The 26,284-nt window shown below is 33.8% G+C and carries 22 protein-coding genes; 9 read left to right on the top strand and 13 right to left on the bottom strand.

Translation table 11 applies throughout. The features are described from left to right. Nucleotides 1–72: 72 nt before the first annotated feature. The 13 genes from AMQ68_RS22565 to AMQ68_RS22625 form a co-directional block, all read right to left on the bottom strand. Nucleotides 73–330, bottom strand: a complete 258-nt coding sequence (locus AMQ68_RS22565) for a phosphopantetheine-binding protein (RefSeq protein WP_054512816.1) — start codon at nt 328–330, stop codon at nt 73–75. Between the two features lie 106 nt (nt 331–436). Beyond that, the gene (locus AMQ68_RS22570) at nt 437–976 is read right to left on the bottom strand and encodes a 3-oxoacyl-ACP synthase (protein ID WP_054512817.1); all 540 of its coding nucleotides are present in this window, start codon (nt 974–976) and stop codon (nt 437–439) included. A 4-nt stretch (nt 977–980) separates the two neighbouring features. Further along, on the bottom strand, nt 981–2,135 hold the full coding sequence (locus tag AMQ68_RS22575) for a beta-ketoacyl synthase N-terminal-like domain-containing protein (protein ID WP_054512818.1): 1,155 nt from the start codon (nt 2,133–2,135) through the stop codon (nt 981–983). Then, entirely contained in the window at nt 2,132–2,557 is a 426-nt protein-coding gene (locus AMQ68_RS22580) for a thioesterase family protein (RefSeq protein WP_123905770.1), read from the bottom strand. The genes AMQ68_RS22575 and AMQ68_RS22580 overlap by 4 nt, the downstream gene beginning before the upstream one ends. Continuing rightward, nucleotides 2,547–3,818 (bottom strand): ABC transporter permease, encoded by a 1,272-nt coding sequence (locus AMQ68_RS22585; RefSeq protein ID WP_054512820.1) that lies wholly within the window; start codon nt 3,816–3,818, stop codon nt 2,547–2,549. Before AMQ68_RS22585 ends, AMQ68_RS22580 begins: the two co-directional genes overlap by 11 nt. Continuing rightward, nucleotides 3,805–4,560, bottom strand: a complete 756-nt coding sequence (locus AMQ68_RS22590) for an ABC transporter ATP-binding protein (RefSeq protein WP_054512821.1) — start codon at nt 4,558–4,560, stop codon at nt 3,805–3,807. Before AMQ68_RS22590 ends, AMQ68_RS22585 begins: the two co-directional genes overlap by 14 nt. 1 nt (nt 4,561) lies before the next feature. After that, the gene (locus AMQ68_RS22595; protein WP_054512822.1) at nt 4,562–5,557 is read right to left on the bottom strand and encodes a BtrH N-terminal domain-containing protein; all 996 of its coding nucleotides are present in this window, start codon (nt 5,555–5,557) and stop codon (nt 4,562–4,564) included. Nucleotides 5,558–5,612: 55 nt separating this feature from the next. Further along, nucleotides 5,613–6,017: a hypothetical protein gene (locus tag AMQ68_RS22600; protein WP_054512823.1), complete on the bottom strand. Its 405-nt coding sequence runs from the start codon at nt 6,015–6,017 to the stop codon at nt 5,613–5,615. Nucleotides 6,018–6,022: 5 nt separating this feature from the next. Beyond that, nucleotides 6,023–6,466, bottom strand: coding sequence for an ABC transporter permease (locus tag AMQ68_RS22605; RefSeq protein ID WP_054512824.1), 444 nt, complete (start codon nt 6,464–6,466; stop codon nt 6,023–6,025). Nucleotides 6,467–6,471: 5 nt separating this feature from the next. Next, nucleotides 6,472–6,903: a FabZ gene (locus AMQ68_RS22610; RefSeq protein WP_054512825.1), complete on the bottom strand. Its 432-nt coding sequence runs from the start codon at nt 6,901–6,903 to the stop codon at nt 6,472–6,474. Next, nucleotides 6,903–8,042: a beta-ketoacyl-ACP synthase III gene (locus AMQ68_RS22615; RefSeq protein ID WP_054512826.1), complete on the bottom strand. Its 1,140-nt coding sequence runs from the start codon at nt 8,040–8,042 to the stop codon at nt 6,903–6,905. Before AMQ68_RS22615 ends, AMQ68_RS22610 begins: the two co-directional genes overlap by 1 nt. 1 nt (nt 8,043) lies before the next feature. After that, nucleotides 8,044–8,958 (bottom strand): hypothetical protein, encoded by a 915-nt coding sequence (locus tag AMQ68_RS22620; RefSeq protein ID WP_054512827.1) that lies wholly within the window; start codon nt 8,956–8,958, stop codon nt 8,044–8,046. Nucleotides 8,959–9,000: 42 nt separating this feature from the next. Further along, a complete protein-coding gene (locus AMQ68_RS22625; protein ID WP_054512828.1) occupies nt 9,001–12,654 on the bottom strand; it encodes an MMPL family transporter in 3,654 nt (1,217 codons plus the stop codon). A gap of 211 nt (nt 12,655–12,865) precedes the next feature. On the opposite strand from AMQ68_RS22625, the gene AMQ68_RS22630 reads away from it, so the two are divergent. The 9 genes from AMQ68_RS22630 (at nt 12,866) to AMQ68_RS22670 (ending at nt 26,283) form a co-directional block, all read left to right on the top strand. Beyond that, on the top strand, nt 12,866–14,002 hold the full coding sequence (locus AMQ68_RS22630) for an EpsG family protein (protein WP_054512829.1): 1,137 nt from the start codon (nt 12,866–12,868) through the stop codon (nt 14,000–14,002). A gap of 481 nt (nt 14,003–14,483) precedes the next feature. Next, nucleotides 14,484–15,407: a glycosyltransferase family 2 protein gene (locus tag AMQ68_RS22635; RefSeq protein WP_054512830.1), complete on the top strand. Its 924-nt coding sequence runs from the start codon at nt 14,484–14,486 to the stop codon at nt 15,405–15,407. After that, nucleotides 15,364–15,873, top strand: a complete 510-nt coding sequence (locus AMQ68_RS22640) for a hypothetical protein (RefSeq protein WP_123905761.1) — start codon at nt 15,364–15,366, stop codon at nt 15,871–15,873. The genes AMQ68_RS22635 and AMQ68_RS22640 overlap by 44 nt, the downstream gene beginning before the upstream one ends. A gap of 42 nt (nt 15,874–15,915) precedes the next feature. Continuing rightward, entirely contained in the window at nt 15,916–16,737 is an 822-nt protein-coding gene (locus AMQ68_RS22645) for a hypothetical protein (RefSeq protein WP_123905762.1), read from the top strand. A gap of 299 nt (nt 16,738–17,036) precedes the next feature. Continuing rightward, entirely contained in the window at nt 17,037–18,497 is a 1,461-nt protein-coding gene (locus AMQ68_RS22650; protein ID WP_123905763.1) for a hypothetical protein, read from the top strand. After that, nucleotides 18,467–20,560, top strand: a complete 2,094-nt coding sequence (locus AMQ68_RS22655; protein ID WP_054512834.1) for a T9SS type A sorting domain-containing protein — start codon at nt 18,467–18,469, stop codon at nt 20,558–20,560. The genes AMQ68_RS22650 and AMQ68_RS22655 overlap by 31 nt, the downstream gene beginning before the upstream one ends. Before the next feature lie 298 nt (nt 20,561–20,858). Then, the gene (gene topA, locus AMQ68_RS22660) at nt 20,859–23,420 is read left to right on the top strand and encodes a type I DNA topoisomerase (protein WP_054512835.1); all 2,562 of its coding nucleotides are present in this window, start codon (nt 20,859–20,861) and stop codon (nt 23,418–23,420) included. Nucleotides 23,421–23,560: 140 nt separating this feature from the next. Further along, nucleotides 23,561–25,021: a T9SS type A sorting domain-containing protein gene (locus AMQ68_RS22665; protein WP_054512836.1), complete on the top strand. Its 1,461-nt coding sequence runs from the start codon at nt 23,561–23,563 to the stop codon at nt 25,019–25,021. Nucleotides 25,022–25,212: 191 nt separating this feature from the next. Next, nucleotides 25,213–26,283 (top strand): formimidoylglutamase, encoded by a 1,071-nt coding sequence (locus tag AMQ68_RS22670; RefSeq protein ID WP_054512837.1) that lies wholly within the window; start codon nt 25,213–25,215, stop codon nt 26,281–26,283. Nucleotide 26,284 lies beyond the last annotated feature (1 nt).

The following is a 26,284-nucleotide window of genomic DNA, read 5'->3' on the forward strand; positions in this document are numbered from 1 at the left end:
TTTACCAATGTATCAATGTAACAGTTTACCAATAATTGCTAGACTATTACATTGATACATTGGTAGATTAACTTATTTTGTTCTGTTTTCTTCGATGAATTTTGCCATCGTATCGATAGATTGAAAAATTTCCTTTCCTTTTTTAGGATCGGCTAATTTTATTCCATAATCTTTGTCAAGAAGAACGATCAACTCTAAAGCGTCGATAGAATCTAATCCTAAACCTCCTCCGAATAACGGATCAGTATCTTTGATTTCTTCTATAGAAACATCTTCAAGATTAAGTACTTCGATAATTTTGTGCTTCAATTCAGTTTGTAGGTTTTCCATAAATAAATTTCATTTATAATTTATCAATGTATCAGTTTAACAATGTAATAATAATTATAAGCATTATTTAAAAATTGGTAAATGGGTACATTTTTATATTGTTAGATTACGTAGTCAGCAAATATACAAAAGCTTTGTAACTTTCCTGATATAGCTCTACCCAGCCACAGAGTACCTTTTCAGCCTTTCCTGACTGTAAAATCTGTTCTGAGTAATCATTTAAAAATTTTTCATCAAATTCATCCAAAACAAAAAAAGCATTCTCTGTCTGCATTGTATGTCTGATGCTTATTTCACCGACGCAGATGTTGGGCAATGTGTACACAAAAACAGCCGGGCTCGGGAAGAAATTGTCCTGAGAATTGATGCTTTCCTGATATTTAAAATCAGTATCTAAACTTGATGATCTGTTGGCCAAAACAATTGCTGTTTTGCTATGATCTCTGTCTTTTAAAATCATTTCGGAAGCCAGAAAAGCGAGTTTGCTTAAGTTATCCATTTTATGAAATTTAGGATAATTCACTTCTAAACTTTTATAAGCTTCTTTGGCAAATTCTGAAAATACTTCAGATTGACTTTCGAAAATAATTTCTCCGTTGACGGTTATTTTTGAGTTTTCTATGGTGCAAATGTCTGTTTTCTTCATCGTGTTAACATTTTTCTAAAACAATTGCTGCATTACACCCACCAAAACCTGAAGCCGTTTTCAAAATATATTTGATTTCCGCAGGTTGGTTTTCTTTAATAATATGTAAAGGCTGGGAAACTCCCATTTCTTCAAAGTTTTTAGATGAAATTAAGGTATTATGAAGAGCACTTTCCATAGAAATAATACTTTCCAGTAAACCTGATGCTCCTAAACAGTGTCCGTAAAAACCTTTCATGCTGTTGAGAGGAACATTCTGTAATTCCATTCTGTTGAAAGCGATGGCTTCCATTTCGTCGTTGTATATTGTTGCTGTTCCGTGAGCAGATATAAAATTGATTTGTTCTGTTGAAACTTGTGCCTCTGTCATTGCATTTTTGATGCTTGCATACAATCCGTCTCCCGTTCTTGAGGGTCCGGAAATGTGATTCGCATCGTTAATAGCTGAATCTCCGGATATTTTAAAACTAAAACTTTCGTTTGAGATTGCTTCGTCACTTCGTTCCTCGCAATGACCTGTAATAAAAGCCGCCGCTGTAGCTTCACCAATATTGATTCCGCTGCGGTTTTTGTCATAAGGTTTACAAGGTTCGCTTCCTATGGCCTGAAAAGAATTGAATCCTGAAATCACAAATTCTGAGATCTCATCTCCGGCAACGACAAACGCATCTTTATATCTTCCTGCCTGAATCATATTTTTAGCAACAGCAATCGCCATTACCCCTGAAACGCAGGCATTGGAAACTACAATGGGTTTGGTTTTAAATCCGAAAAAGTCTGCGATTTTTTGTGCTAAACTTGAAAGATAAGCACCTTCCGGTACAGTCACTTTATTTTTTAATAAGCTTATATTTCCTTTTGTTGTTGATAAAATAAAAGCCGTTTCTTCTGTAATGTTATGTCTTTCTACCAAAGGTTTTAAGCTTAACAAAAACATTTTTTCCAGTCTTGTGAAATCCTGATTGTCGAAGTTCTTATTGAATTCTTCTTCCAACTTTTCAGAATCGATGATAGAAGCATAAAAAGCTTCCTGATTTTCGATCACTTTATGTTTGGCGACCCCTGATTTTCCTTGTAATAAAGCATTCCAATTGGATGCAACATCAAATCCTAAAGGAGTGACGCAGTTGTAATCTGTGATGTAAACTTCTTTTCTCATAATCCCATTTTATCTTTCCAAGCTTGAAAAAACTCGGGATTATACAAACATAAATTATTGTCAGAATCTAAGAAAACCTGAATGGTTTCTCCGCTGCAAACCAATTTGTTGTCTTGATTAAAAAGTTCGTATCTGTAAATCAATTTTGCAGCAGTAGAATTAACAAAAGTGGTTACGATATTGAAGGTTTCTCCATATTTTAAAGGCAGAAAATGTTCGCAGGTACTTTTTATGATAGGGGTTACGAATCCGGCTTTCTGAATATCAAGATAAGTTAAGCCATGCTGTCTGCCGAAAGCTTCTCTTCCGTCTTCGAAATACACAATGTAATGGCCATGCCAAACAATTCCCAACGGATCTGTCTCATTGAATCGTACTCGTACTTCCTCAGTACACTGGATTGGTTTTTCGTTAGACTGCATTTTGTTTCCTTTCATAAAAAATTGAAATAGTGACCATGGCAATATAAAATAAAAATAATAAAGCCAGCTCTTTTGCTATACCAGCGATTCCGCTGTTTCTTAAAATAATATCGTAATAGGCATTCAGTCCCCAGTTCATGGGTGAGAATTTCGCAACGGTCTGCATGAATTCAGGCATTAAGAATACAGGAACCCATATTCCTCCAACAGCTGCCAATACAACCACAGAAGTCGCTCCAAACGGCGCAGACTGTTCCTGAGTATCGGCCAGTGTTCCTAATAAAACACCGAAGCCAATAGCTGCCAATCCTGCAAAAATGGTAACGATAATGAGGTGGAACATTTTTCCAGTCACATCAAACTGAGGTAAATTCATATAAGGGAAAAGGTAAACTCCCACCGCTACCATCAATAAAAACTGAATGATACAGATGATTAAATACGTACACGTTTTTCCTAAAATATGAATATAATAAGGCGTTGGGCTCACTCTTACTCTTACACTGGTTCCCTGACTTTTTTCTTTCACTAAATTAATAGAAAGCGGAACGACGATAAAAAATATGGCGAATAGCGCCCAAGCCGGAACATTATGCTGAACAGAATTCGGTATAATGTCCATTTTCCCTTTTGTAGGCGTAATTTCTTTAAAACTGATTAAGTTTTTATTTTCATCCAGATTTTCGGTGGTTCCCAATTGATCCTGAAAGGCTTTGTAGATCTTTTTGTTTTCGATCTCAAAAACCATTTTATTAACGGCATTCATGACATTGTTTTTGAAACCGATATTGGTTGCCGGATCAAAGTACAAGTGAATGTCTTTGGCTTTTATGTCAACATTCTTTTTTGCAGAAGCAGCATCTGCCTCAATTCCAAATGAACTTACAATGGTCTGAACCTTAGAGTCAATATTTGCATTTAGATCTTTCGTTAAATTTTCAGGAATGACGATGGCCATCTGATAATCCCCTGAAAAAACAGCTTTTTGGGCAGATTTTTCATTGTAATGGGTCACTAACTCGAATGTTTTACCATTTTCGAGCTCATGTTTTATATTTTTTGAAATTTCGGATTTGTCGTTATCAATAAAAATAATTGGAATTTTTGAACCTTCCAGATTTTTAAAAGTAGAATCCTGAATTAAAGTGATCGTAATAATCAACAATAAAGGCATCACAAAAATAATGACGATTCCACCGATATCTCTTTTCAGTAAAAGGATTTCCTTAACGAAACTTCTCCACAATTTATACAACAACATCTCTTAATTCTTTTCCGGTTAATGAAATGAAAACATCTTCTAAGTTTTCGGCACTGGCAACTCTGTTCACCAATTCTTCAGGAGTTCCAACAGCGTGGATTTTCCCATGATCAATGATCGCAATTTTTGTACAGAATTCTTCTGCCTCAGAAAGGTGATGTGAGGTGTAAATGATGCACGTTCCTTTTTTATTTAAATCTAAAAGATAATCAATAATTGCTTTTTTAGATTGAACATCAACGCCAACGGTTGGTTCATCAAGAAACAAGACTTTCGGATTATGAAGTGTTCCTGCTATCAAATTGCAACGACGTTTCATTCCTCCAGAGAATTGTTCTACTTTTTTATCAGCGAATTTTGACAATCCCATAAGTTCTAAGGATTCATCAATCGCAATTTTTAATTTTTTATGAGGCAAACCATACAAGCTACCGAAGAACATTAAGTTTTCTTTTGCCGTAAGCGTAGGATATAATGCATATTCCTGAGGAACGATCCCGATGATCTGTCTTAATTTAAAACCATCTTTTTGGGGAGATAGTCCGTTGATCTTAAAAGTTCCTGACGTAGGTTTTATCAACCCCGAAAGTATAGAAATCAAAGTTGTTTTTCCTGCTCCGTTGGGTCCCAGTATTCCGTAGATTTCGTTTTGATTAATATTCAACGAGATATCATTTACAGAAAACTCTTCTGCGTGCTTGTATTTTTTATACAGGTTTTTTATTTCAATGATGTTCTCCACGTTAAATTGCTTTTCTCAGTTTTTTATAGAAAGCTTCTTCCAGATCAGCAATATGAAGCATTGATTTTGAAAGCTCCTGATAGATATTGCTTTTTGAATTTCTGTTTTTGTAAACTCTTGCAATATCCACGGCAAAATCTCTCCAAAGATCACCGATTGCGGTAATTTCTTTAGACAGTTCTTTTAGTTCATCATTCTTAAGAATTACGGAAGCTTCCTGTAAAAAAGCTCCATAAATAAATCTGAAACCGCCACCGCCTGTTCCGATTTCCTCTTGCATTCTGATCAATTGGCCCAAATAATGATTGGTCACTTTTGTACCTTTTTTATCTGCCCATTTCGGGATGCTTTTTGCGACCCATCTCATGGCTTTTACGCCGATAAGTGGAACGGGAGCCAACATGTTTTTACAAGTATCTTTAATTCCTTTTTTTATGGCTTCTTCTATATTTACATTCTCAGGAATATAAGTAGGGTAGTACATATGGCCTTTGGGAGGAAGTGCTCCTTTGGCATATCTTACTTTTTCCAATTCGGCTTCAGAAAGGGAAGTGGTGTAATCCATCACGGGATCACTGATCAAAAATCTTCCGTCTTCTTTTCCGTAAACGACCAAATTGTGGGCGTTGAAATGGAATTTATATTCTTCAGGAAAATACGTAAGGTTAAAAACCCCAACCTGTAAACCTGTTGGGACATTATTTTCTAAGTTTTTCTCTAAAGCTAATTGAGCGTCTTTAGGATTCGAGAATTTTTCTCTTTTAATTTTAATTCCCAGTCTTTTTGCGGCTTTGCTGAAAATAGCTCCCGGCATTGGCCTGTAGCTGAAGCCTGGGGCGAAATTTACTTTTAAAAAAGGTAAATACACGAAAAATAACCCTGAACCAATTCCGAAGATCATCGGTTCGCTGAGTTTGAGCCCTTTGTTTATGAGTAAATTAGAGGCAACACCGTTTTCGCAATGCGCAGTTTGATGGTGTTCAAAATTAAGTTTCATTCGTTGCTTGATTTTACCAAACCTTCAAGGTTTTTAAAACCTTGAAGGTTTCTATTTATTTACCGTTGAAATTTTTTAATTCATCCACTGAAATCCCGAATGCATCGGCATATTTTTTCAGTACGGATTCGCTTAGTGTCTTAAATACTTTCGGTTTTGCATGTCTTTTTACTCTCCATTGCCACATTCCGGCGTAGGAAGCAAGAACCTGTAAATCCATTTTGTTCAGTTCCATGAAATAAACAATTGGACTCGCTATATTATTGGCAACATCTTGTCTGGCTTCTTCTATTCTTTCATTAATTAAGGCTAAAGATTCATCCAAAGCGGCTTTCTTAACGTCCCAACCAATGCTGTTTGCCGTTGTATAATTATTGTTTTCATCAGTCACGTATAACACTTCGGTCATATTAGCTGACTTCAAGTTGCTTTCGTCCTGAGGAAGGTCTTGTTTTTTCATTCTTTTTATTGTTTTACTTCCTGAATAAACAAATTAATCTCAGCTCTAATTAATAATTCATCATTATGAAAAGTCTCACAAAAGATATTGCAGATGTTTTCATACTGAGAAATCAAAGATGCTTTTGAAATGATCTGGTCACCCACTTTAGGTAAGGCGAAAACTTCAATCTTTTTGATATTGGTAATAAAGCCAATCACTTTTGTGTCGGCTTCAGGATTTTCGAAGAAACTTTGTCCAAGAATGGATGAGCAGGTTTGTGCGAGGTTTTCAATTAGCCCCGCTTCAACAAACTCATTGTTATGAACAAAAATATTGTCCTCGAGTATTTCAAAGGAAGTCACCACTTTTTCTTTAGTCAATTCTAAAATATAATCTGCCATCAACATTGGATGACGATGGGGTAAGAATTGATGAATATTGATGATGTTTTTTTCCTTGATTTCCATGAGAATTATTTTACAACAGTTTTCATTTGAGAGTTGGCAATCTCAACATCATTCAGTTTCGTAATAATATTGACAAGCGTAACGCCCATTACTTCATTAAGAATAGTAACTTCAGACTTCAGATGATCTCCTACTTTTGGCAATGCCTCAGCTTCAAAAGACTTGATTGCACCAATATATCCTGTGGGAGCATCTTTTCCCAACAGATAGTATTTGTAGCCGGTGTGTAAAGCCACACTTTGTGCCTGATGCTCGATCATTCCTGAAGCCTGAAAAATTCCGTTCTGAACAAAAATATTGTCTTCTTTTATTTCAAATCCTGAGATTAGGTGACTTTCAGAATATTCAGCAATCTCATTCACCATTACAAAAGGAGATCTTTGTGGAATTAAGCTTTCAACGAAATTTTGATCTGATGTTGGTAGTCTGTTTTCCATTAGCAAACCGTTAGTAATGAACAAGAATATGCAAATCTTCCACTTTCAGGAACACAAAGAAGTATTTTTTCTCCTTTTTTCAATTTCCCTGAGTTCATCAACTCTTCTAAAGCTACGAATATAGAGCCGGCACCAATATTTCCGATATCAGAAAGATTATAATACCATTTTTCCCAAGGGAAATCTAATCCTACTTTGTCAAATTCCTCTTTAAGGCCTTCTTTAAAATACCCTGAAGAGATATGCGCCAACACGTGATCAATAGAATCCGGATCTAAACTGTGTTTGTCAAAAGATGATCTTAAACTTTCTGCACCTTTTACCAAGATGTATTTGTCAAGAATTTTAGTGTCTTGTTTTATCGCAAAAATAGACTGCTTCAACCATTCGTCTGAAGGGTAATCTGCCCAAGATTTTAAACTTCCGTCTTCTTGTTTCTCACAACCTGCATACATACAAGCTTCGATTTCGTGAGCGTAAGAATAGAAATCAATGAAATCAATCTTCAAAGAGATTTCGTTTTCTCTTGGTTTATTTTGTAATAGGAAAGCACCCGCTCCGTCAGAAAGCATCCATCTAAGGAATTCTCTTTTGAAGGCAATAATTGGTCTTTCTTCCAATAAAATTAAATTTACTGCTTCGTGGTTGAATTTATCAGCGGTCATCCATGCAGACATTCTTTCAGAACCTGCACAAACTGCTGTTTCCTGAACTCCTGCTTTAATAGATAGGAATCCGTAATTCAAAGCGTTCATCCCCGAATTACAAAGGCCTGTTGCGGTGTTAATCTCAATAGATTTCCCGATGTTTAATTCCCCATGCACCATAGAAGCGTGTGAAGGCTGAATCTGGTCTGGAGAAGTGGTTCCCACAGACAGCAATTTCATATCTGATTTTTTGAAATTTTCATCAAAAAGTCCTTCAATAGCTTTTGCGGTAAGCTGTGCATTGGTATGCGTTGGGTTTCCTTTTTTGTCTAAAGCGTAATATCTTGTGGTGATTTTATTGTTTCTTAAAATAATAGATTTCGCTTTAGATCTCGCCTCATTTATATAGCCAAGATACGTTTCCATTTCATCATTAGAAACAGGCTCATTGGGTAAGTATTTTGATGCTTTTGTTATAAATACGTCGTACATTCTATTTTAAATTAATTCCTTGTAAATATTTTTTTTGTTTCTGTCTTTTAAACCAAAATATAGGTGTTGTCAGCAGGTGTAAAACTAAAACGATGGGTGAGATTACCCAGATTGCTGCCATCAAATATACCTTAAAGAATTTTATCAACAATGGTCGTTTTTCTTTTTTCTTGATAATCAGGTTAGACCATATGGTGAAAATCTTGTTTCCTACCTTTTCTACTCTTACTAAAAAAGGGCGAATTTCTACGGCTCCGTTTTGTATCAGATCAGGCTGAAGATTGTCCAAGTCATTGTTTTTAAAATGCTTTTTAATGACTTCTCCGTATTTTACAGAACCAGTAATTTCTTCATCTGAAACGCCTGCTGCGGGAAGCAACCCTGATTTTTCTTTTTGCCCGGTTGTTAGCCATCGTAAAATGGTTAATACACTTGTATAATTGTCATGTCGGTCTACCAAAGCGATATTTCCGACAAGTTTTGATTTCATGTCTTTTAAATACACCTTTAGTTTCTCCTGAGAAAGCATCCACATGTTTCTTGTTGCAGAAATGGTAACTACTGGGGTGTCTTTCAATAGCTTTTCAGCATATCCGCTTTTCAGGAATGATATAATAGGAATGGAAGGTGTTAAATACCAAACCTGATATCCAAAAATAATAAGGTCATATTTTTTATTCAACACTTCCTCCGAAGGCGGAAGGATCTCACTTGGGATCTGTAAATAAGATTCCGGAAAGGTGTCGAAGAATACATCGCTCGACCAGGGGAAAGCAAAGTCTTCCTTTAACTGAATATTATAATACGTAACATTGTATTCTTCTGTATTACTTTCAAACGGTTTTGCAACATTTTTTACAATGTCTTCCAATTGCCCGGTTTGTGAATAATATATAACAAGTATGTTTTTTTGCATTAATTTTTTTTATCGGTTACAAAAATATGCTTTTCATATTTATTATGTATGGTGAAATACTTTTATTGATTCTGAACTGAATTCCAGTTTATAATTATCATTTTCAAATGAAGTATTTTTTATATTCAGAAAAATAACAATCTCTGGAAGTTCCGTACTATTTCTTATATCAAAATTCTCATCAGAAACTAAAAGGACGTTTGCTTTTTTATCGATTTCAGAGAGGTTACTGATGTAATTGATCTTTCTTCTTTTCACAATATAACTCTGTTCCGCGATTTCACGTTTTTCGTGATTATTAATTAAACTGAATATTTTTCTGCTTGCTTCCTGTAGCGTTAATAAAACATCTTTTTGTCCAAAATCATCAGCGATATGTAAAACAACCGCATCTTTTGGAATATGTTTATTCAATTCGAAGTAAACAGATTTATTCTTTTTGAAATCCTTTTTCAGTTCTTCTACAACATCAGTTTCTTTATATAGGAAGCTTAGGAATAACTTCTTTTTAAAATAATTTTCGTCTTCGATCTGATTTCTCAATTTAGCAAACTCATCTCTGAAATAGGCATTGATCTTTTTTGTTCTTTCCGAATAGTTTTTACCAAAGCTAAGGTCATCATTGTTAATTCTATCTCCAACTTTTACGGTAATGCTGCCATCATAAATAATGAAGTCACCTTTTGGTAATACTTCAGAATTTCCATGAATGTAGACAGGAACTATATCTAAGCCAAACTCTTCGGCAATATAAAAGGCTCCTTTGTGAAATCTTTTTACATCATTGCTATAAGAACGCTCAGCCTCGGGGAAAACCATTAAAGAATAGCCTTCATTTATTTTTTCTCGAAGTTGATCCATTCCATTTTCGATACCTTGAGATACAGGGAAGAAGCCTAGAGCTTTTACCAATTTTCCAAAGACAGGAGATTCATATACCCAGTCATTTACTAAATAGACAATCTTATGGGTGGCCATTGCCATTGCTAAAGTGTCTAGGAAAGAAGTGTGATTGGCAATAATTACACAGGGCTTACTAAAATCTTCATTCGGATTTCTAATCACCGTTTTCTTGACAAACGGACTCAGATGTAAAACGGACTTTAAAAATAATGCAATAGACTTTTTGATCGTACTCAACGTTTTGCCTTTTGCTTTTCTCACAAAGAAATGTCCGAAGAAAGAAAAGAAAATTCCGCCTAAGCCGTAGTAAAAGAAAGATATAATAGAACGTAAGAACAATCTGAAAGTAATAGGCGAAAGTCCTTTTTTAGCTCTGTTGGTAATTAATAATCTAAACCAGAACGGATATAATGTTGAGGTGATAATAATGACAGAAAACATTCCGATCAAAGCAACCAAAGCGAGCGAATGTAAAGCCGGATGTTTGGCGAAAATTAAAGATCCGATGGATAATATCGTGGTGAAAACAGCCAGAATGATTGAAGTTCTATACGTTGGAAGTTCATTTTTCCCAGTCGTATGCTCTTTTTGCATGGCCTTGGTAAGGAAAATACTGAAATCGTCCCCGACTCCAAAGACTAAGGTACACACAACGGTGCTGAAAATATTTAATTCTAATCCTAAGAAATAGAGAATTCCCGCAGTTACGACTCCTGTTAAAACAATCGGAAACATCGTAAGAACAGTAAGTTCAAAATTTCTAAAGAAAACAATGATCGTTAAAACGATTGCTAATAGTGAGTAATTAATTAACGTATTGAAGTCTCTTTTCAATAAGCCTAAAAAGTTTTCGTTCATCTGTTGACGATCGATTGCTAATGCCTCGTGTTTCTTTTCAACATCTTTGATGAAGGCGTCTCTTTTGGTTTCATCTACTTTCACTACATTAGAAACAGTATAGAAGCCATTTTCATTACTTAAAAACTCGGAAATTTGTAATGCCTTTATTTTTTCGTAGTCTTCTAAGCTTAACGTAGCATAGTCTTTATTTAAATTGTCATTGAATTGATTAAAAGCCGAACTGTTAAATCCGAATTTGTTTCCATTGCTTATCAATTCAGAAATTGTCTGATTCTTTTTATGACTGTCCCAGAAATTTTTCCAGATTTCAATTTTCTTTTGTTGGTCTTTTTCCGATAAAACAACATTTCCAATGGAGTTGTAACTTAATATTTTCCCGTCTTTCTTTTCTTTTTCAAGGAATTGAGAAAGTTGAGAGTTCCTTGCCAAGGCTTCGTTCTCAGAATTTCCATAAGAAATGGTGTAAATAGATTTTGAAGTAATGTCAGAAAGTTTCTCCAACTTAGCCTCGCTTATTTTTAAATCTTTTGGAATGTAATTCAGATCTCCAATATCTTCATTAAAACCAACGTGTCTGAAACCAAAGATACACGCGATAATAATGATAGAGCAGCCAATAATTAAAGGTTTATTTTTCTCATATGGGTAAGATCCTATTTTATCGATAAAGTTGGTGCTTACTTTTTCGTCCTTTTGTTTAGGCTTGTAAAGTTGAGGAACGATGATTAATGCCGTAATCGAAGAAAGGATAACGGTAATTGCAGCAAAAAGGCCAAGATCTTTCAAAGCTTCAGATCGAACAAAAACCAAACATAAAAATGAAACAGCCGTTGTTGCACTACTTAGAATAATGGGTTGTGTAATCTCTTTATACAGCTCTTCAATATTATTGTTGTGCTTGTAATGGGTAAGAATATGAAGCGCATAATCTATTGTAATTCCAATCAAGATGGCTCCGACACTTAAAGAAATTGCCGAGATTTTATCTTTGATGAAGTATAAAATCAATAAAGCCAGTAAAACCGAAAATACAGTCGGAAGAAAAACGATGATTGGTGTAAAGAAATTCCTGAAATAATAGATCAACAATATCAAAAGCAACGTCATAGAGATGATTACCGTATTCTGAATATCTTTTTTGATCTGTTGAGCATTGGCCACAGCAATTACTGGCGAACCAAAATAACTAAGCTCTGTTTTTCCTTTAAACTGTTTGTTGAGGTTATCTTTTATTTCGTTAAGCTGATTGATAAAAGCCTCGTTATTTTTGGTATCATTGCTTTTGTTTTTAGGTTCAATAAAAAGCAAAAGATTTTTTCCGTCTTTGGTAACGATGTAATTATCTTCAAGTTTAAAGTCTTTGCTGATATTTAAAGCATTCAGTTTTTTGATTCCCAAAAACGTGATTCCAAGCGGATCTTTTTTTATAAAATCCTTAGTCACCAAGCTTGTCGGTGAAACCAGTGAAACATAATTGTTTTCTACCTGTTTGGCAATGCTGTCTTTCTGAAGTTTTCTTTCAATTTCTTTGTAATCGTTTTCATTTAAGAATAAAGGAAGGTTTTGATTAACGAAATCAAAGGTTTCTGAAATTTCGCTGTCATTTACTTTTCCCTGAACAGAACCTATATATTTTTGTAAAGGGTCAATCTTCTGTAAAAAAGTATCTGCTGTTTCAGAGAGCTGAAAATTGTCTTCTTTAGATTTATTTTCAATAATGACGATGATCTTATCTGAGAAATTAAGCTGTTTAAGAACTTTTGCAGTAAGATCAGATTTTTCATTCTTAGGGATTATCTGGTTAATATCTTCTTCGAAATTAATCTTTGATGCGAAAAATCCACATACCAAAGCAATACTTAAAGTAATAAATACTGAAAGTGTTTTGTTTCTGGAAATGAGATAATATAGAAATATAAAAAAACGGTGCATTGCGTTATGAAATCAAGTTTGCAAATTTAATTTTTTAAGTATAAGTTCAAAAGATTTAATATATAAAGTTTTAGCTTAAAATATTCGGGACGAAATAAAAAAAAAATCTACTTTTGCAGAAGTTCCCTATTGATGAAAAAAAAATATAAAAAAACTTTTGAGTAATGAACTTGGTTTTTGATATGTTTTTAAAACACAGATACATTAAATAATGAGTTTACTACACCCCTATTTTCTAATAGCAATTTTTTTTCTGTTTATTTTAAGTTACCAAGAAGTATTTCGTGGTAAAGTAGATCGTAAATATCTTTATATTTTATGTGGTTATCTGGTTTTGATTGCGGGCTTTCGAGATGCAGGTGCAGATTATGGAAGTTATAGGGAAATTTACGTTTATGCCGATACGCGAGATTATCTCAGTATCTTTTATAAAGGTCTTCATTTAGACAGTCCGCAGGACGTTGCAATAGAGTGGTTGTATGTATTGATTAATAAGTTTATGCTTAATTTTTTCAATGCACCTTTCTATATGCTTACATTTGTTGTAGCGACGTTAGCTATATTTTTTAAGGCTAGATATGTAGAAGATAATACGTTTTATCCCTTTACCTATATCTTATTTATGTTTATTCCCGGTTTTTTTATCGGTGAATGTGGACAAATGAGACAGAATTTGGGGGTTTTTATAGCGTATTTTGCAGTGCGATTTATAAAAGAAAGAAAATTATTCTATTATCTATTATGTATTTATCTGGCAGGAGGTATTCATAATATATGTTATGCATTTTTGCCAATGTATTGGGTGGCACGTATCCCAGTAAATAAAGGGATTATGCTTGGAGCTATATTAGTATCTATCGTGATGTCTCCGTTTGAAGTATATAGGGTTTTCGGAAGCTTTTTAAATGGAATTACTTCGGACAGTATTGTTATTAATGGTTTTAATGCATACATGGAGGAAACTGCAGAAAGGCTTAATGGGGGAATTGGTATTCCGGAGATTATGACAGCTATTCTTACATTTTTCCTCTTTTTCTTTGATACTAAAATGGTAGAAAAATATCCTTATTATGAATATCACAGGAATTATGCTCTTGTGGGAATATGCTTTTATTTTATATTCAGAAATAATCCTGTTTTCTCATCCAGATTGGTTGGTGCATTTACTGGGTTTGGGCTTTTAATTATACCAAATGCTATGTATGTAGTTTCAAAACAAACAAAAGTACGAGTATATCTCTTTATTATATTTTTAGTTATTTTCAATTTTGTGGTTTTTTCTAGTTTTAGAAATATTGTTGCGGGTAGATTTACCATTGATCTTTATAGGAACTTTCTTCTTCCTTAAAAGAAAAAAAACAGTAGTATGCTATTTTTATGAATTTTGACGTTATCGAAAAAAAATAACTTTATTTCCCAATTCTGTAAGAAATATTTTAGATGTCAATCCCGATGAAAAGGAATATTATGATCAATTTATAATGGTTTCATATCAACTTGTATAGTAGGGGGAATTTGAAAATAGAATAGCCTATGTGTCCTCTTTAACGGCAGAATTTTTTTCAATAAAAATAAATTATTACGAAAATGTATTCTGATTATTAAAAAATAATGGCTTAATACGATAAAACCTAGACTGGTACCTAGTATTAAGAGTGTTTTATTTATATTAAGTTAAAAAACTTTCAATAGTTTTTTATTATTTTTACCAAAAATTTATAAAGATCAAAGATGAAAAGAAAAAACATTTTTCACAGGATGAATCATACATCCGTGAAAATCCCTCAGCAAAAAAAGGAATACTGTAGAACAAAAAAAGTTTTTTGCTAATGGTATCTCCTAAAATAGCTGTACTTGTTCCCTGTTATAATGAAGCTTTAACGATCGAAAAAGTTGTAAGAGATTTTAAAACCTTTCTTCCAAATGCTGAAATTTATGTCTTTGATAATAATTCAAAAGACGGAACAGCAGAAATTGCAAAAGAAGCCGGAGCCATTGTACGATTCGAGAAAAAACAAGGAAAGGCGAATGTTGTCTTTAAGATGTTCCGAGAAATAGATGCAGATATTTATATCATGATTGATGGTGATGATACTTATCCGGTAGATTGTGTTCAGCAGATGTTGGATCAGTTTATTGATAATAATTGTGATATGCTTGTTGGTGACAGACTTTCTAATAACAGTTATAAAAATCAGAATAAAAGAGCATTTCATAATTTCGGAAACAATTTGGTAAGAAGCCTTATTAATATGTTTTTTGGTTCAGAGTTGAAAGATATCTTGTCTGGATATAGAATTTTCTCAAACAAGTTTGTAAAGAATTACGCGAGTACCATAAAAGGATTTGAACTGGAAACTGACCTCTCTATTTATTCTCTGAATTATGAATTGGTAATAGATGAGTATTCTATAGACTATAGGGATCGTCCGGAAGGGAGTGTCTCAAAATTAAATACTTTTACTGATGGTTTTAAGGTAATAAAACTCTTCTTTAATTTGGTAAGACTTTATAAACCTCTTTTATTTTTTGGAACCGTGTCTGCTGTTTTATTTGTTCTGGGGCTTTTATTTATGACAATTCCTATCAAGGAATATTTTGAATATAAGTATGTATATAAAGTTCCAACTCTTATATTTTCTATTATGCTGGTTATATTGTCTTTGCTTGCCTTCATGACGGGGCTTATTTTGGATAATATTAGCATAATTGATAAAAAGAACTTTAAAGTACGATATAATAGCACGAGATAACATGAAAAATAAGTTTACATTCCTGCTTTTCATTATTTTGTTTTTTTGTAATAGTCAGTTTAATTTATTTCATTTTATTCCAAAAGAAAGATTTGAATATAGTAAAATTGAGGTATCTGAAACATTGGTCATAGGGAAACTTTTAAACTCTCAGCAAGGAGGTGTATTTGCGGATGGAGGTTTTACCGGGATTTTTTTTCCTGATGCTAATTTGTCTTCTAGATTTTCTGCCGGGAAAAAATCTTATATTAAATACCTTAATAATGAGCGGCCTAAAAAATATTACTATTGGGCGTATAAGTCTCAAATTGGAGGGCAGGCCATATTATACAGTGTTTTTGATAAGATATTTGGCTTAGATAATAAAGTTAACATCTTGATTTTTAGAGTTTTGAATTCATTGTCATTAAGCCTGCTATTAACTTTAATTTTGTTTTGGATAAAAAGTTTTGATTACAGTCTTTAGCTATTAACTTTAATTTTGTTTTGGATAAAAAAGAGGTTTGGAATGATGACCTGTATTATAAGCTTTCTGCTTATAATTCCGAATTATTGGATCTTTCTATATGGTAAAAGTACTTGGTGGTGTAATTGGGTTTATTTTCTTCCTTTTGCTTATTCGCTTTTGTTTTTTGAACGACATAAAGAAAACTATAGTATAAAGAAATATACCATTGCTTTTTCATTGTTGTTTTTCATTAAATTTTGGTTTACAGGTTTTGAATTTATTACGGTATTCTTAATATCTTCTTCTATCCCATATATTTATTATTTATTTGAAAATAAATGGTCATTTTATTTCAAATTCGTAAGAACTCATTTGCTAATAGTGATCGTTCCATTGGTGGTTACGATTTTATTTCAACTCTTTCAGTTTAAGCTTTTAACGGGTAATTTTGAAGATGGAATTGCTCATCTTGTGGACGCTTATTCAAGAAGAGCTAATGGAGAATATTCATATAATGGAGAGTACGCTTACCTAAATACATTGAAACAATATCATTTGGATATACTTCTTAGGTATGTTGGTGGATCATTTATCAATGAGGATTTTATTAAATTACCTTTTATTGTAATTATTTTTTGTGGCATTTTATGTTCTGTCTTTTTATATATTAAGAATATTGATAGAAAACTAGTGGCTACAACATGGTTTTCGATTACCGCACCACTAAGTTGGCTTATCTTATTTAAAGAGCACGCACATATTCATACCCATATTGATTTTTTTATTTGGTATTGCCCATTTTTACTTTTATTGATTCTTGTAATATCTTTAACAATCACTTCATTGTTAAAAAAAACAGTTCCAGAAGTTGTTTTAAAATAGAAAATGGCATTGGTTATATCGCTTGCCATTCTTCAATGTTTTTTCCTTAAAATTTATAATAAATAATATCAAAAGAGACAGTATATAAATTACTGTCTCTTTTTCTGTTGTTATAATATAATACATTTTGTTAATCTAAAATGCATAAGTTGGGAATTGGTTATTTGTGATTTTATATTAATATTTGTTAATAATCGTTAACATAATGTATTTATGATATTGTAATTGATAAAATAAATAACGTTTCTTTGAGAGAGGCTTGGTAATTGTTCTTTAATAGGTACACATAATTAAAGGATATGAAAAAGTTATTAAAGAATGTATTGGCAGTGCTTTGTCTGTTGTCAATAAGTGTCTATTCTAGAAGTAGGCTAGATATAAGAAACTCTTTTTCCTCTCAAAATGTAAAAGATTTGTATTTGAAAAGGTCAGATACTACTGTTAAAGACTTACAAAGGGAAAGGAATGGGGAGCGTAATGTTATTAATAGATCCTCTATTAATTCAAATGTAAAAAATCTGAGTAATACACGGGTTAAACCTCCCGTTATCCCATTAGATTGGGCAAAGGCACCGAATAGTTATATTTTTGATCCCAGTCAGAATAGTGAGGGTTTACTTGTGCCTGTGAAAAAGGCCTATGTAATGTGGGAGAAAGATAAATATATTGGGGGAGCGAGCATACCCGGCGGAGCAATTACTGCCGATGTATTATGGGAAGATACCGCTGGGTTGATCAAAACAGGAGCAGGGTATTCTCTTGAGGTCTTAGATGCCGGCCTCAACGGAAAGATCAAGGTTCCGATTAATAAATCTAAAAAAGGAAATGCGGTGATTACATTTAGGATTAATGGTGAGATTTACTGGTCTTGGCATATTTGGGTTACTGATGATCCTACCAACGGGCTAACGTATAAAAGTTTTAGCAATATCAGAAGAGAATTAAATGATGGTACTATAGAGTCTGTTCCAGATTCTGATTGGAAATGGATGGACCGGAATTTAGGAGCTATTGGTAATTCTATGACGAGTAATGAATGGAGTAGAAGTGGCGGTTTGTTATATCAATGGGGAAGAAAAGATCCTATTCCTCCATTGGTAACTAAAGTAGATGACTTTTATGAAGCAAGTGGTTCTGTTGGCAGAGTGAGGCATAGGGGCGCTAAAAATTTAACGAATGCAATTAAAATAGATGATCTTACGAAGTATGTTTTATTATCAAATGCTGAAGTAGGTAATAATTTGAAGCTGTCTATTAAAAATCCTTTAAGCCTCATTTATATAAACAAAGATGATAATTCTGGGCCCGCATATTATAATGGTAATACCAATCTTCCGATTAATTGGTTTGGTAAATCAACAGGTTTAGTAGATAGTCAGCTTACGGAACTTAATCTATGGTCCGATAATTCTCAGGGTAAAATTGCAGCTAATTATAATAGTGATGACAGTGCAAAGCCCTACAGAAATAAGTCTTCTTATGACCCCTGTCCCAATGGATGGCGCATACCTTCTGTTTTAGTGGCTAATCTGGGTTCTGCAACATATGCTGATGATATCAGGGTTGATTTTTCTCCATTTGGAGTAAGAACAAATATGGGGAAAGATCTTTTTGAAACCAATAAGTATCATATTATAAAGCCTACAGATGTTGGGGTACCCAGTTTTATGACAGGATTTAGAGTGTATTCTAATTACGGATTTGATCTCTCCAATGTAGGGGGGATAATATGGGCGTATTTCCCGGCACAGGTCAATTGATACAGATTGCACATCAGGGGCAATATAGCGATCAGCATCATACAGGTTTATGGACAGCAACTATGCCGCGAAATTTTGATGCCTCTCCTTCTGTAAATGCCCGAATGCTGTTTATGGTTCCGGATAAAGATCAGCCGGATATCCCTGATACTGGACTTTCCAATGTGAAAGGAAGGTATTTTTATATGCCTTTAATGACAGGGAAAACATCAGATGCTAATGGATGTAGGTGTATAAAAGATCCGGTATATGTTGTTAATAGTTACGATTTTCCTACAGAATATTTGCCTGAAGTAACAGAGTATAGAGAGGGTATTAATAATCCTAATACCTATCAGATTGTTAAAAATACTACCATCTCTACTATTGAGATTCCTGTGAGTAAAGCTTTTTCGGTTCAAAGTCAGCTTTTGAATAATCAGGAGATTCTTAATTCGTCTAATTTTAATAATTTAAAAGCGAATGTTCTTTGGACAACAAACTCTGGTTTAGTAAATAAACTTACGGTTGTAAATCCTTCTCCGGGAAGTGTTTCTGCGATTTCAGCTTCAAAGATTTTAGTTGATATTAACCCTAATCAAAGTGGTAATGCAGTGGTAACTTTACATAACGGAAGTATTACCAATCCTGTATATTGGAGTTGGCATATCTGGGTTACAGATACTCCTATTCAGTCTAATTCTTATACGACAGAGCTACCGCTAACTAATGTTACTAATTATGTAAATTATGTTGCCAAGGCCAGGTATGTGCTACAGACAGAGTTTATGGATAGAAATTTAGGTGCTACAGATGCATTTCCTACCGTTGTAAATCCTCTTACGCCTACAGCTGCTGAGCTTGCAGTAATAAAAGCGTCTACAGGATTACATTATCAATGGGGAAGAAAAGATCCGATTCCTATTTTTCAGTATGCAGATAACAGGGCCTCTTATGGAGTTTTTTTAGGAGCCACCACAGCTAGTGGAACACTGAATTATACCTCTCTTCCTTACGCAACTTATAATAATTTGTCAGGAGCTTATATAATCCCATACAATACCTATTCTAATCCCGCGAATGCAAATATATTAACAACTGATAAAGTGTCGGATAGGGTTGCTAAAATTTTATCTTATTCGGTTAAAAATCCTTTGGTGTATATGATTCCGAGTTCTTTTGCTTCTTATAATAGTGCAATGCCTCTCTATACGAACGGTACAGACTGGTTATCAACCGAGCCAAATTTAGCCGCAGACAGATGGGGGAGAGGTGGGAAAAAATCACCTTTTGATCCTTGTCCGGAAGGTTGGAGAATTCCTGATATAATGAATAGTGCGTATGATTCTAATCAAGATTTTGGAATTACTCCTTGGTATAAAAAAGATAAAAATGTAGGAACGGCATACAGTGTCCTTACAGATTATTTAGGGGTAAGAGTAAGGAATCCTAATACGACAAGTACAATAGGGTATACCTTTAATGATCCTTCATATAAAATAGGCAATTATCCTAATTCCGGTTCTAGAGGTTTTAGAAGTGTTATTGCTAATCAAAACTCTGTGGGGACTTTTAATGCAGTTAATTTCCAATTTCCGGGAGTATGGACTGCTGCGTTGAATTCAAATTATATAGGTCGACCTATTGATGTTATATTTGATGCAGCCTCTACTGCTAATCGTATGACCGCCCTCCATGATAATAATGATCCTTATTTTGCAATGAGCTGCCGTTGTGTTAAAATAAAATATGATGCCAATGGAGATGAAAAAGGAGTTCTTCCAAAACTTCAGATTACTTCGCTGCCTGCGGCAAAGGCAGCGGCTCCTTTAAGTGAAGTTGAGATCGTGCAAAAAGTTAAAGACAATAAAATTATTTTGTATCCTAACCCTGTGAAAAACATTCTTTACATTAGTACAGCTCAGGGGCAATCCTATTTCTATCAAATTTACAATATGTCTGGACAGCTTGTGAAATCAGGAAAGTTTGAAAGTGGAAAAACAGATGTTTCTTCTTTGGTTTCCGGGATTTATTTGGTAAGAATTAACAATTCGGAAAGTGTTGTTAAGATTGTCAAAGAGTAATCTTTTTTAAAGAGGAAGTAACAGTAAAGAAGGGAATAAAGCAAAATCTGTTTTATTCCCTTCTTTTACAAAAAAGCTTGAAATTATAGACATCTATTACTATGGACGAAAAATTCTATATCTTTTTATTTAAAAATAAATATTCTGTATAATTTGAGCGTAAACTACCATTTATAGAGGGATTGATGGTTGGGTTTTCTTTTTACTGAGTCTTAATAAAACTCATTTGATTGCCAAATTAAAATTGGATAACAAAAAGTATATAATAAAAAAGCTTTACTTTTGCAAAAATTTTAGAATGTCGAAAAATTTAGTAATTGTAGAGTCTCCGGCGAAAGCAAAAACTATTCAGAAATATTTAGGGAAAGATTTCGAAGTGAAATCCAGTTTTGGACACATTAGGGATTTGCCTAAAAAAGGGATGGGTATCGACCTTGAGACTTTCAATCCAGATTATGAAGTTTCGGCAGATAAAAAGAAACTGGTAACAGAATTAAAGTCCGCTGTGAAGAAAGCTGAAATGGTTTGGTTAGCTTCCGATGAGGACCGCGAGGGTGAGGCTATTGCTTGGCACTTAGCAGACGAATTAAAACTGAAACCTGAAAACAGAAAAAGAATTGTTTTTCACGAGATTACTAAGAATGCGATTCTAAAAGCAATCGAGAACCCAAGAGATATAGACCAGAATTTGGTAAATGCTCAACAGGCAAGAAGAATTTTAGATAGAATCGTAGGTTTTGAAATGTCTCCGGTACTTTGGAAAAAAGTAAAACCGGGATTGTCAGCAGGAAGAGTTCAGTCTGTGGCGGTAAGATTAATTGTTGAAAGAGAAAAAGAAATCCGCGCGTTTAAGCCAAAAGCTAGTTTCAAGCTGGATGGAGTTTTCTTAAATAATACAGAGCAGGAAATTGCGGCTAAACTTAAAAAAGACTTCGAAAAAGAAGAAGATGCCGAAAAATTCCTTGAGCAGGCAAGAACAACAGAATTTAAAGTTCTGAATGTTGAAACCAAACCGGGAATGCGTTCTGCATCTGCACCTTTTACAACATCTACGTTACAGCAGGAAGCATCTTCAAGGTTAGGATATAACGTAACCAACACGATGCGTATTGCCCAAAGATTATACGAAGAAGGATATATTACGTATATGAGAACGGATTCAGTAAACCTTTCTCAGGAAGCTATTGAAGGCGCCAAAAAACAAATTACATCAGAATACGGATCAGAATATTCTTCTCCAAGAAATTATACAACAAAATCTGCTTCAGCACAGGAAGCTCACGAGGCGATTCGTCCGACTGATTTTTCAGTAAAAAGTATTGGTGATGCTCAGTTGAGTAAATTATATCAATTAATTTACAGAAGAACACTAGCTTCTCAGATGGCCAATGCTAAAATAGAGAAGACGGTTATTGAGATCGGAAACGCAAAATTGCCACAGCATTTTGAAGCACAAGGAGAAGTTATTATTTTCGATGGTTTCTTAAAAGCATACGGAATTGTTAAGGCTGAAGATGATGATGACGAAAACAACGATAAACTACTTCCAAAAGTAAGCATTGGTGAAGTTTTGGAATATAAAACGATCACCGCTACAGAAAAGTATACAAGACCTAGTGCAAGATACACGGAAGCAGGATTGATCAAAAAACTGGAAGAATTAGGTATTGGTCGTCCGTCAACGTATGCACCGACAATTCAAACCATTCAGAATCGTGAATATGTAGATAAAAGAGAAATAGAACCACAAATGAGAGAAGTGGTAAAGATCTCTTTAGCAAAAGATAAAATTCAGAAAGTAATCCTTGACGAGAAATTCGGAGGAGATAAAAATAAATTCGTTCCTACAGATATTGGAGAAGTGGTAAGTGATTTCTTAACAGACAACTTCAAAGAAATCTTAGATTACGGTTTTACAGCAAGAGTAGAAGAGAGTTTTGACGAAATTGCAAATGGTGCGCAGAAATGGAAAGAAATGATGACCGATTTCTATTCTAAATTTCATCCGAGAATTGCAGATGTTGAAGAAAACGCAGACCGTGCAAACGGGGACCGACTTTTAGGAGTAGATCCAAAAACAGGTAAAAATGTTCATGCAAGAATCGGAAGATTTGGAGCGATGATCCAGATCGGAGAAACTGAGGATGAAGAAAAACCAACTTTTGCATCTTTAATGACGGGGCAGAATATTGCAACGATTACTCTTGAAGAAGCTATGGAGCTTTTCAAATTACCTTTCGAGTTAAGTAGTTTTGAAGATCAGCCGGTATCAGTTGGTGTGGGTAGATTTGGTCCTTATGTAAAATGGGGTGAGACATACATCAGTATTCCGAAAGGAGAAGATCCTTTGTCTGTAAATCAGGAAAGAGCGGAAGAAATTATTAAAGAAAAGAAAATAGCTGATGCTCCGATTGCAACATATCAAGGGGAGCCAGTAACAAAAGGAACAGGAAGATTCGGACCTTTTATTAAATACAAAAGTATTTTTGTAAACGTTCCTAAGAAATATGATTTTGACAATCTTTCTCAAAGCGATATCAATGAATTAATTGATGCTAAGCTTGAAAAAGAGGCCAACAGATATATTCAACAGTGGGAGAAAGAAAAAATCTCTATTGAAAACGGAAGATGGGGACCTTTTATCAAATTTGGAAAAACGATGTTTAAAATTCCAAAGAAAAATGATGATACAAAATATGAAGGAGAAGAATTGAAAGAAATTTCTTTAGATGAGGTTAAAAAATGGATTACAGACCAAGATCCTAAAGCGTTTGCCGAGAAAAAGAAACCAGCTGCTAAAAAAGCTACCACTGCAAAGAAAACAACAGCAGTAAAGAAAGCACCTGCAAAAAAGAAGTAATATTAAAATAACAATACAAAGCCGTTGACAAATAATGTTGACGGCTTTTTTATGAATAAGACTATCTGTGTTTAATTTTTATACATTTGCGACTTATTTTATAAAAATAATAGTAACCTGAAAATATCGCTTATTGAACTATGTATAAAATTCTTTCTTTTCTAGGACTTTTCGTTTCATTGAACATTTTTGCCCAAGAAAATCTCTTGGATACTTCTTACGGTCAGAGTGGTGGATGTACCAATTTTGCCTTTTATAATGGCAGTCAGATGTCTGGAGGGTTACAGATACATTCAACAGTAAAGCTTCCCGATGGAAGAGTCTTGGCAGTTGGGGCTAACTTCATTGCCCGATTTACTTCTAACGGTATGCTGGACACAACTTTTAACGGAACGGGATATAAGTTAACCTCTTCAGAAAACTATGCACATATAAAATCTGCCGGAGACGGAAATTATATTATAATGGATGTGGGGTATGGTGGGAAAGTTCAAAAAATTGATATTAATGGAAATTTTATCAGCGACTTTACCACTTTTAATCAATCTGCATCATATGCTGATATAGAAGTTGACCAGAGTGGAAGAATTTATCTTTTAAAATATACAACTACTAATGCTGGTTCAGATTATAGCCTTGTACGTCTTTTACCCAATGGAGTTCTTGATGCTACTTTTGGAAATAATGGGATACTTGCCTTAGGTTTTACTTATAAATATAGAAGAGTGGAAGTAAATAGTAACAACGAAATTTTTATGGCTGGTCAGAAAATCGTTGCGGTTAGCGATCAAAGAATAGTGGTTACAAAACTTCAATCTGATGGAAGTTTTGATACCTCTTTTGGAACCGGAGGAACTTTTCTATACTCATTTGGCCAGAATGTAGATAGCAGTGCTCAACTGATGTTTCTTGACAATGGAAAAATATTAGGCTTAACTTCTGGAAGTATTTGTAATGGTAATAATTGTTTTGGGCTTATTACCTATCGTTTAAACGCAAATGGAACTTTGGATAGTACATTTAAAAATACAGGAATAAGTGTTATTCCTGTTCAGTCAAATTCAACTCCTAAGAAGATAGTACGTCTTCCAGATAACAAGTTTATAATCTCTGGAACGGGCTGGTACAATACTTATGCTTTGAAGATGGATGAGAATGGAGATCTGGATAATTCTTTTGGACTGAACGGTAAAATCATAACACCACAAATGCTTAATAAGAGTGTATACAATGAAGGTTTTGAATTATATGGAAACTCAATAGTATTATTTGGAATTTATTCTATTGTCTATGGTGGGCAAACTCAATATGTAGGTACAGCACGTAAATATTTTTTTAATGAGAGTTACTTGGGGACTTCTGATTTGGATTTCAGAGACTTAAAGATTTACCCAAATCCTGTTAAAGATTTCTTGTATTTTACAACAAACGAAAAGGTAATAGGATATGAGATTATGGACTTGAACGGTAGAAAAATAATCTATTCAAAATCTAAACCTTCAGATAATAAAATTAATGTTGATAACTTGTTGCCCGGGATTTATATTATTAATGTCATGGCAGAACACAAAATAATTACAACTAAATTTATAAAGCAATAAAATAATAATATCTAATATTAAAATAATACTACCCAAATACTAAAAAGCCGTTAACATTAAGTGTTAGCGGCTTTTTTTGTCAACAAAAAACGTGACACAATACGAACTTGATGAGGTTTTTTGTATGTTTGTGAAAATGTTCTTTAGAAAACATTTTTTTGAAGTAAAATAATTTAAGATTATTATATACAATGAATTTTGAAGATTTTATCATTTCCCCAAGAAATTTCAAAACAGAAAGTTGGCAGATAGGAAATCGTATTACGAAAGAAATAAAGGAAGACAGTATTGTTCTTTTGTTTATTTCGGATTATAGAGGTTCTAATGGTGAGGCAGAAGTACAGGATTTTACATCAGTAAGAGAGGAGTTTTATAAACTTTCACAACTTGATTTTGAAATTCCTATTGTAGATTTGGGAGATCTGGTTTCAGGGAAATCTGTTCAGGATTCTCATTATATCCTGCAGGAGGTGTTGTCGGTTTGTCATTACAAAAGAGCAATTCCGGTGATTATAGGAGGTTCAAATGATTTTGCTTTCTCTCTCTTTTCTGCATTAAATTTTCATAAGAAAAATATTAATTATACTCAAATTAGCAATATTATTTCCCTTCAACAGGGTGAACATATTAACGAACATACTTTTTTGAGTAAAATGTTTGCGACGAAGAGCTTCTCTATTAAAAATTATCATCATTTAGGATATCAAAAACATTTAAATGAAGCTGATTCTATAAGGCTAATCAAAGAAGTAGAGTTTGATATCATCCGCTTGGCTGAAATGATGAACTCTACAGAAAAAACAGAACCTTTTTTCAGAAAAGCAGATTTGGTAACTGTAAATTGTGATGCTATTGAAAGTTTCAGCGAACCTTTTTCCATGAATCCACAAGTGAATGGACTGAATCGCAGAGAAATTTGCGCGTATATGAAAGAGATAGGATTGAGCGAAAATCTTAAATCCGTAGGAATCTTTAATTATAATATTTACTCTGAAAATCAGCTAAACCACCAACTTTTAGCGCAAATGATCTGGTATATGATTGAAGGAATTAATATCCAGCAATCGCATCCAAGAGAAAGACATTACGAAATATTCTATGTTTTGATAGATGATAGACAATATGCTTTCAAACGTGATACTTTCAGTAATTTGTGGTATTTTGGTGATGATGAAAATATAGAAAATTGCATTCCATGCTCAAGAAAAGATTTTGATGAAGCCAAAAAAGGCTGGCTGAGTGCAAGACTGACGAAAATATAAT

The sequence above is a fragment of the Chryseobacterium sp. ERMR1:04 genome (assembly GCF_001297705.1).
Lineage (GTDB): Bacteria > Bacteroidota > Bacteroidia > Flavobacteriales > Weeksellaceae > Chryseobacterium.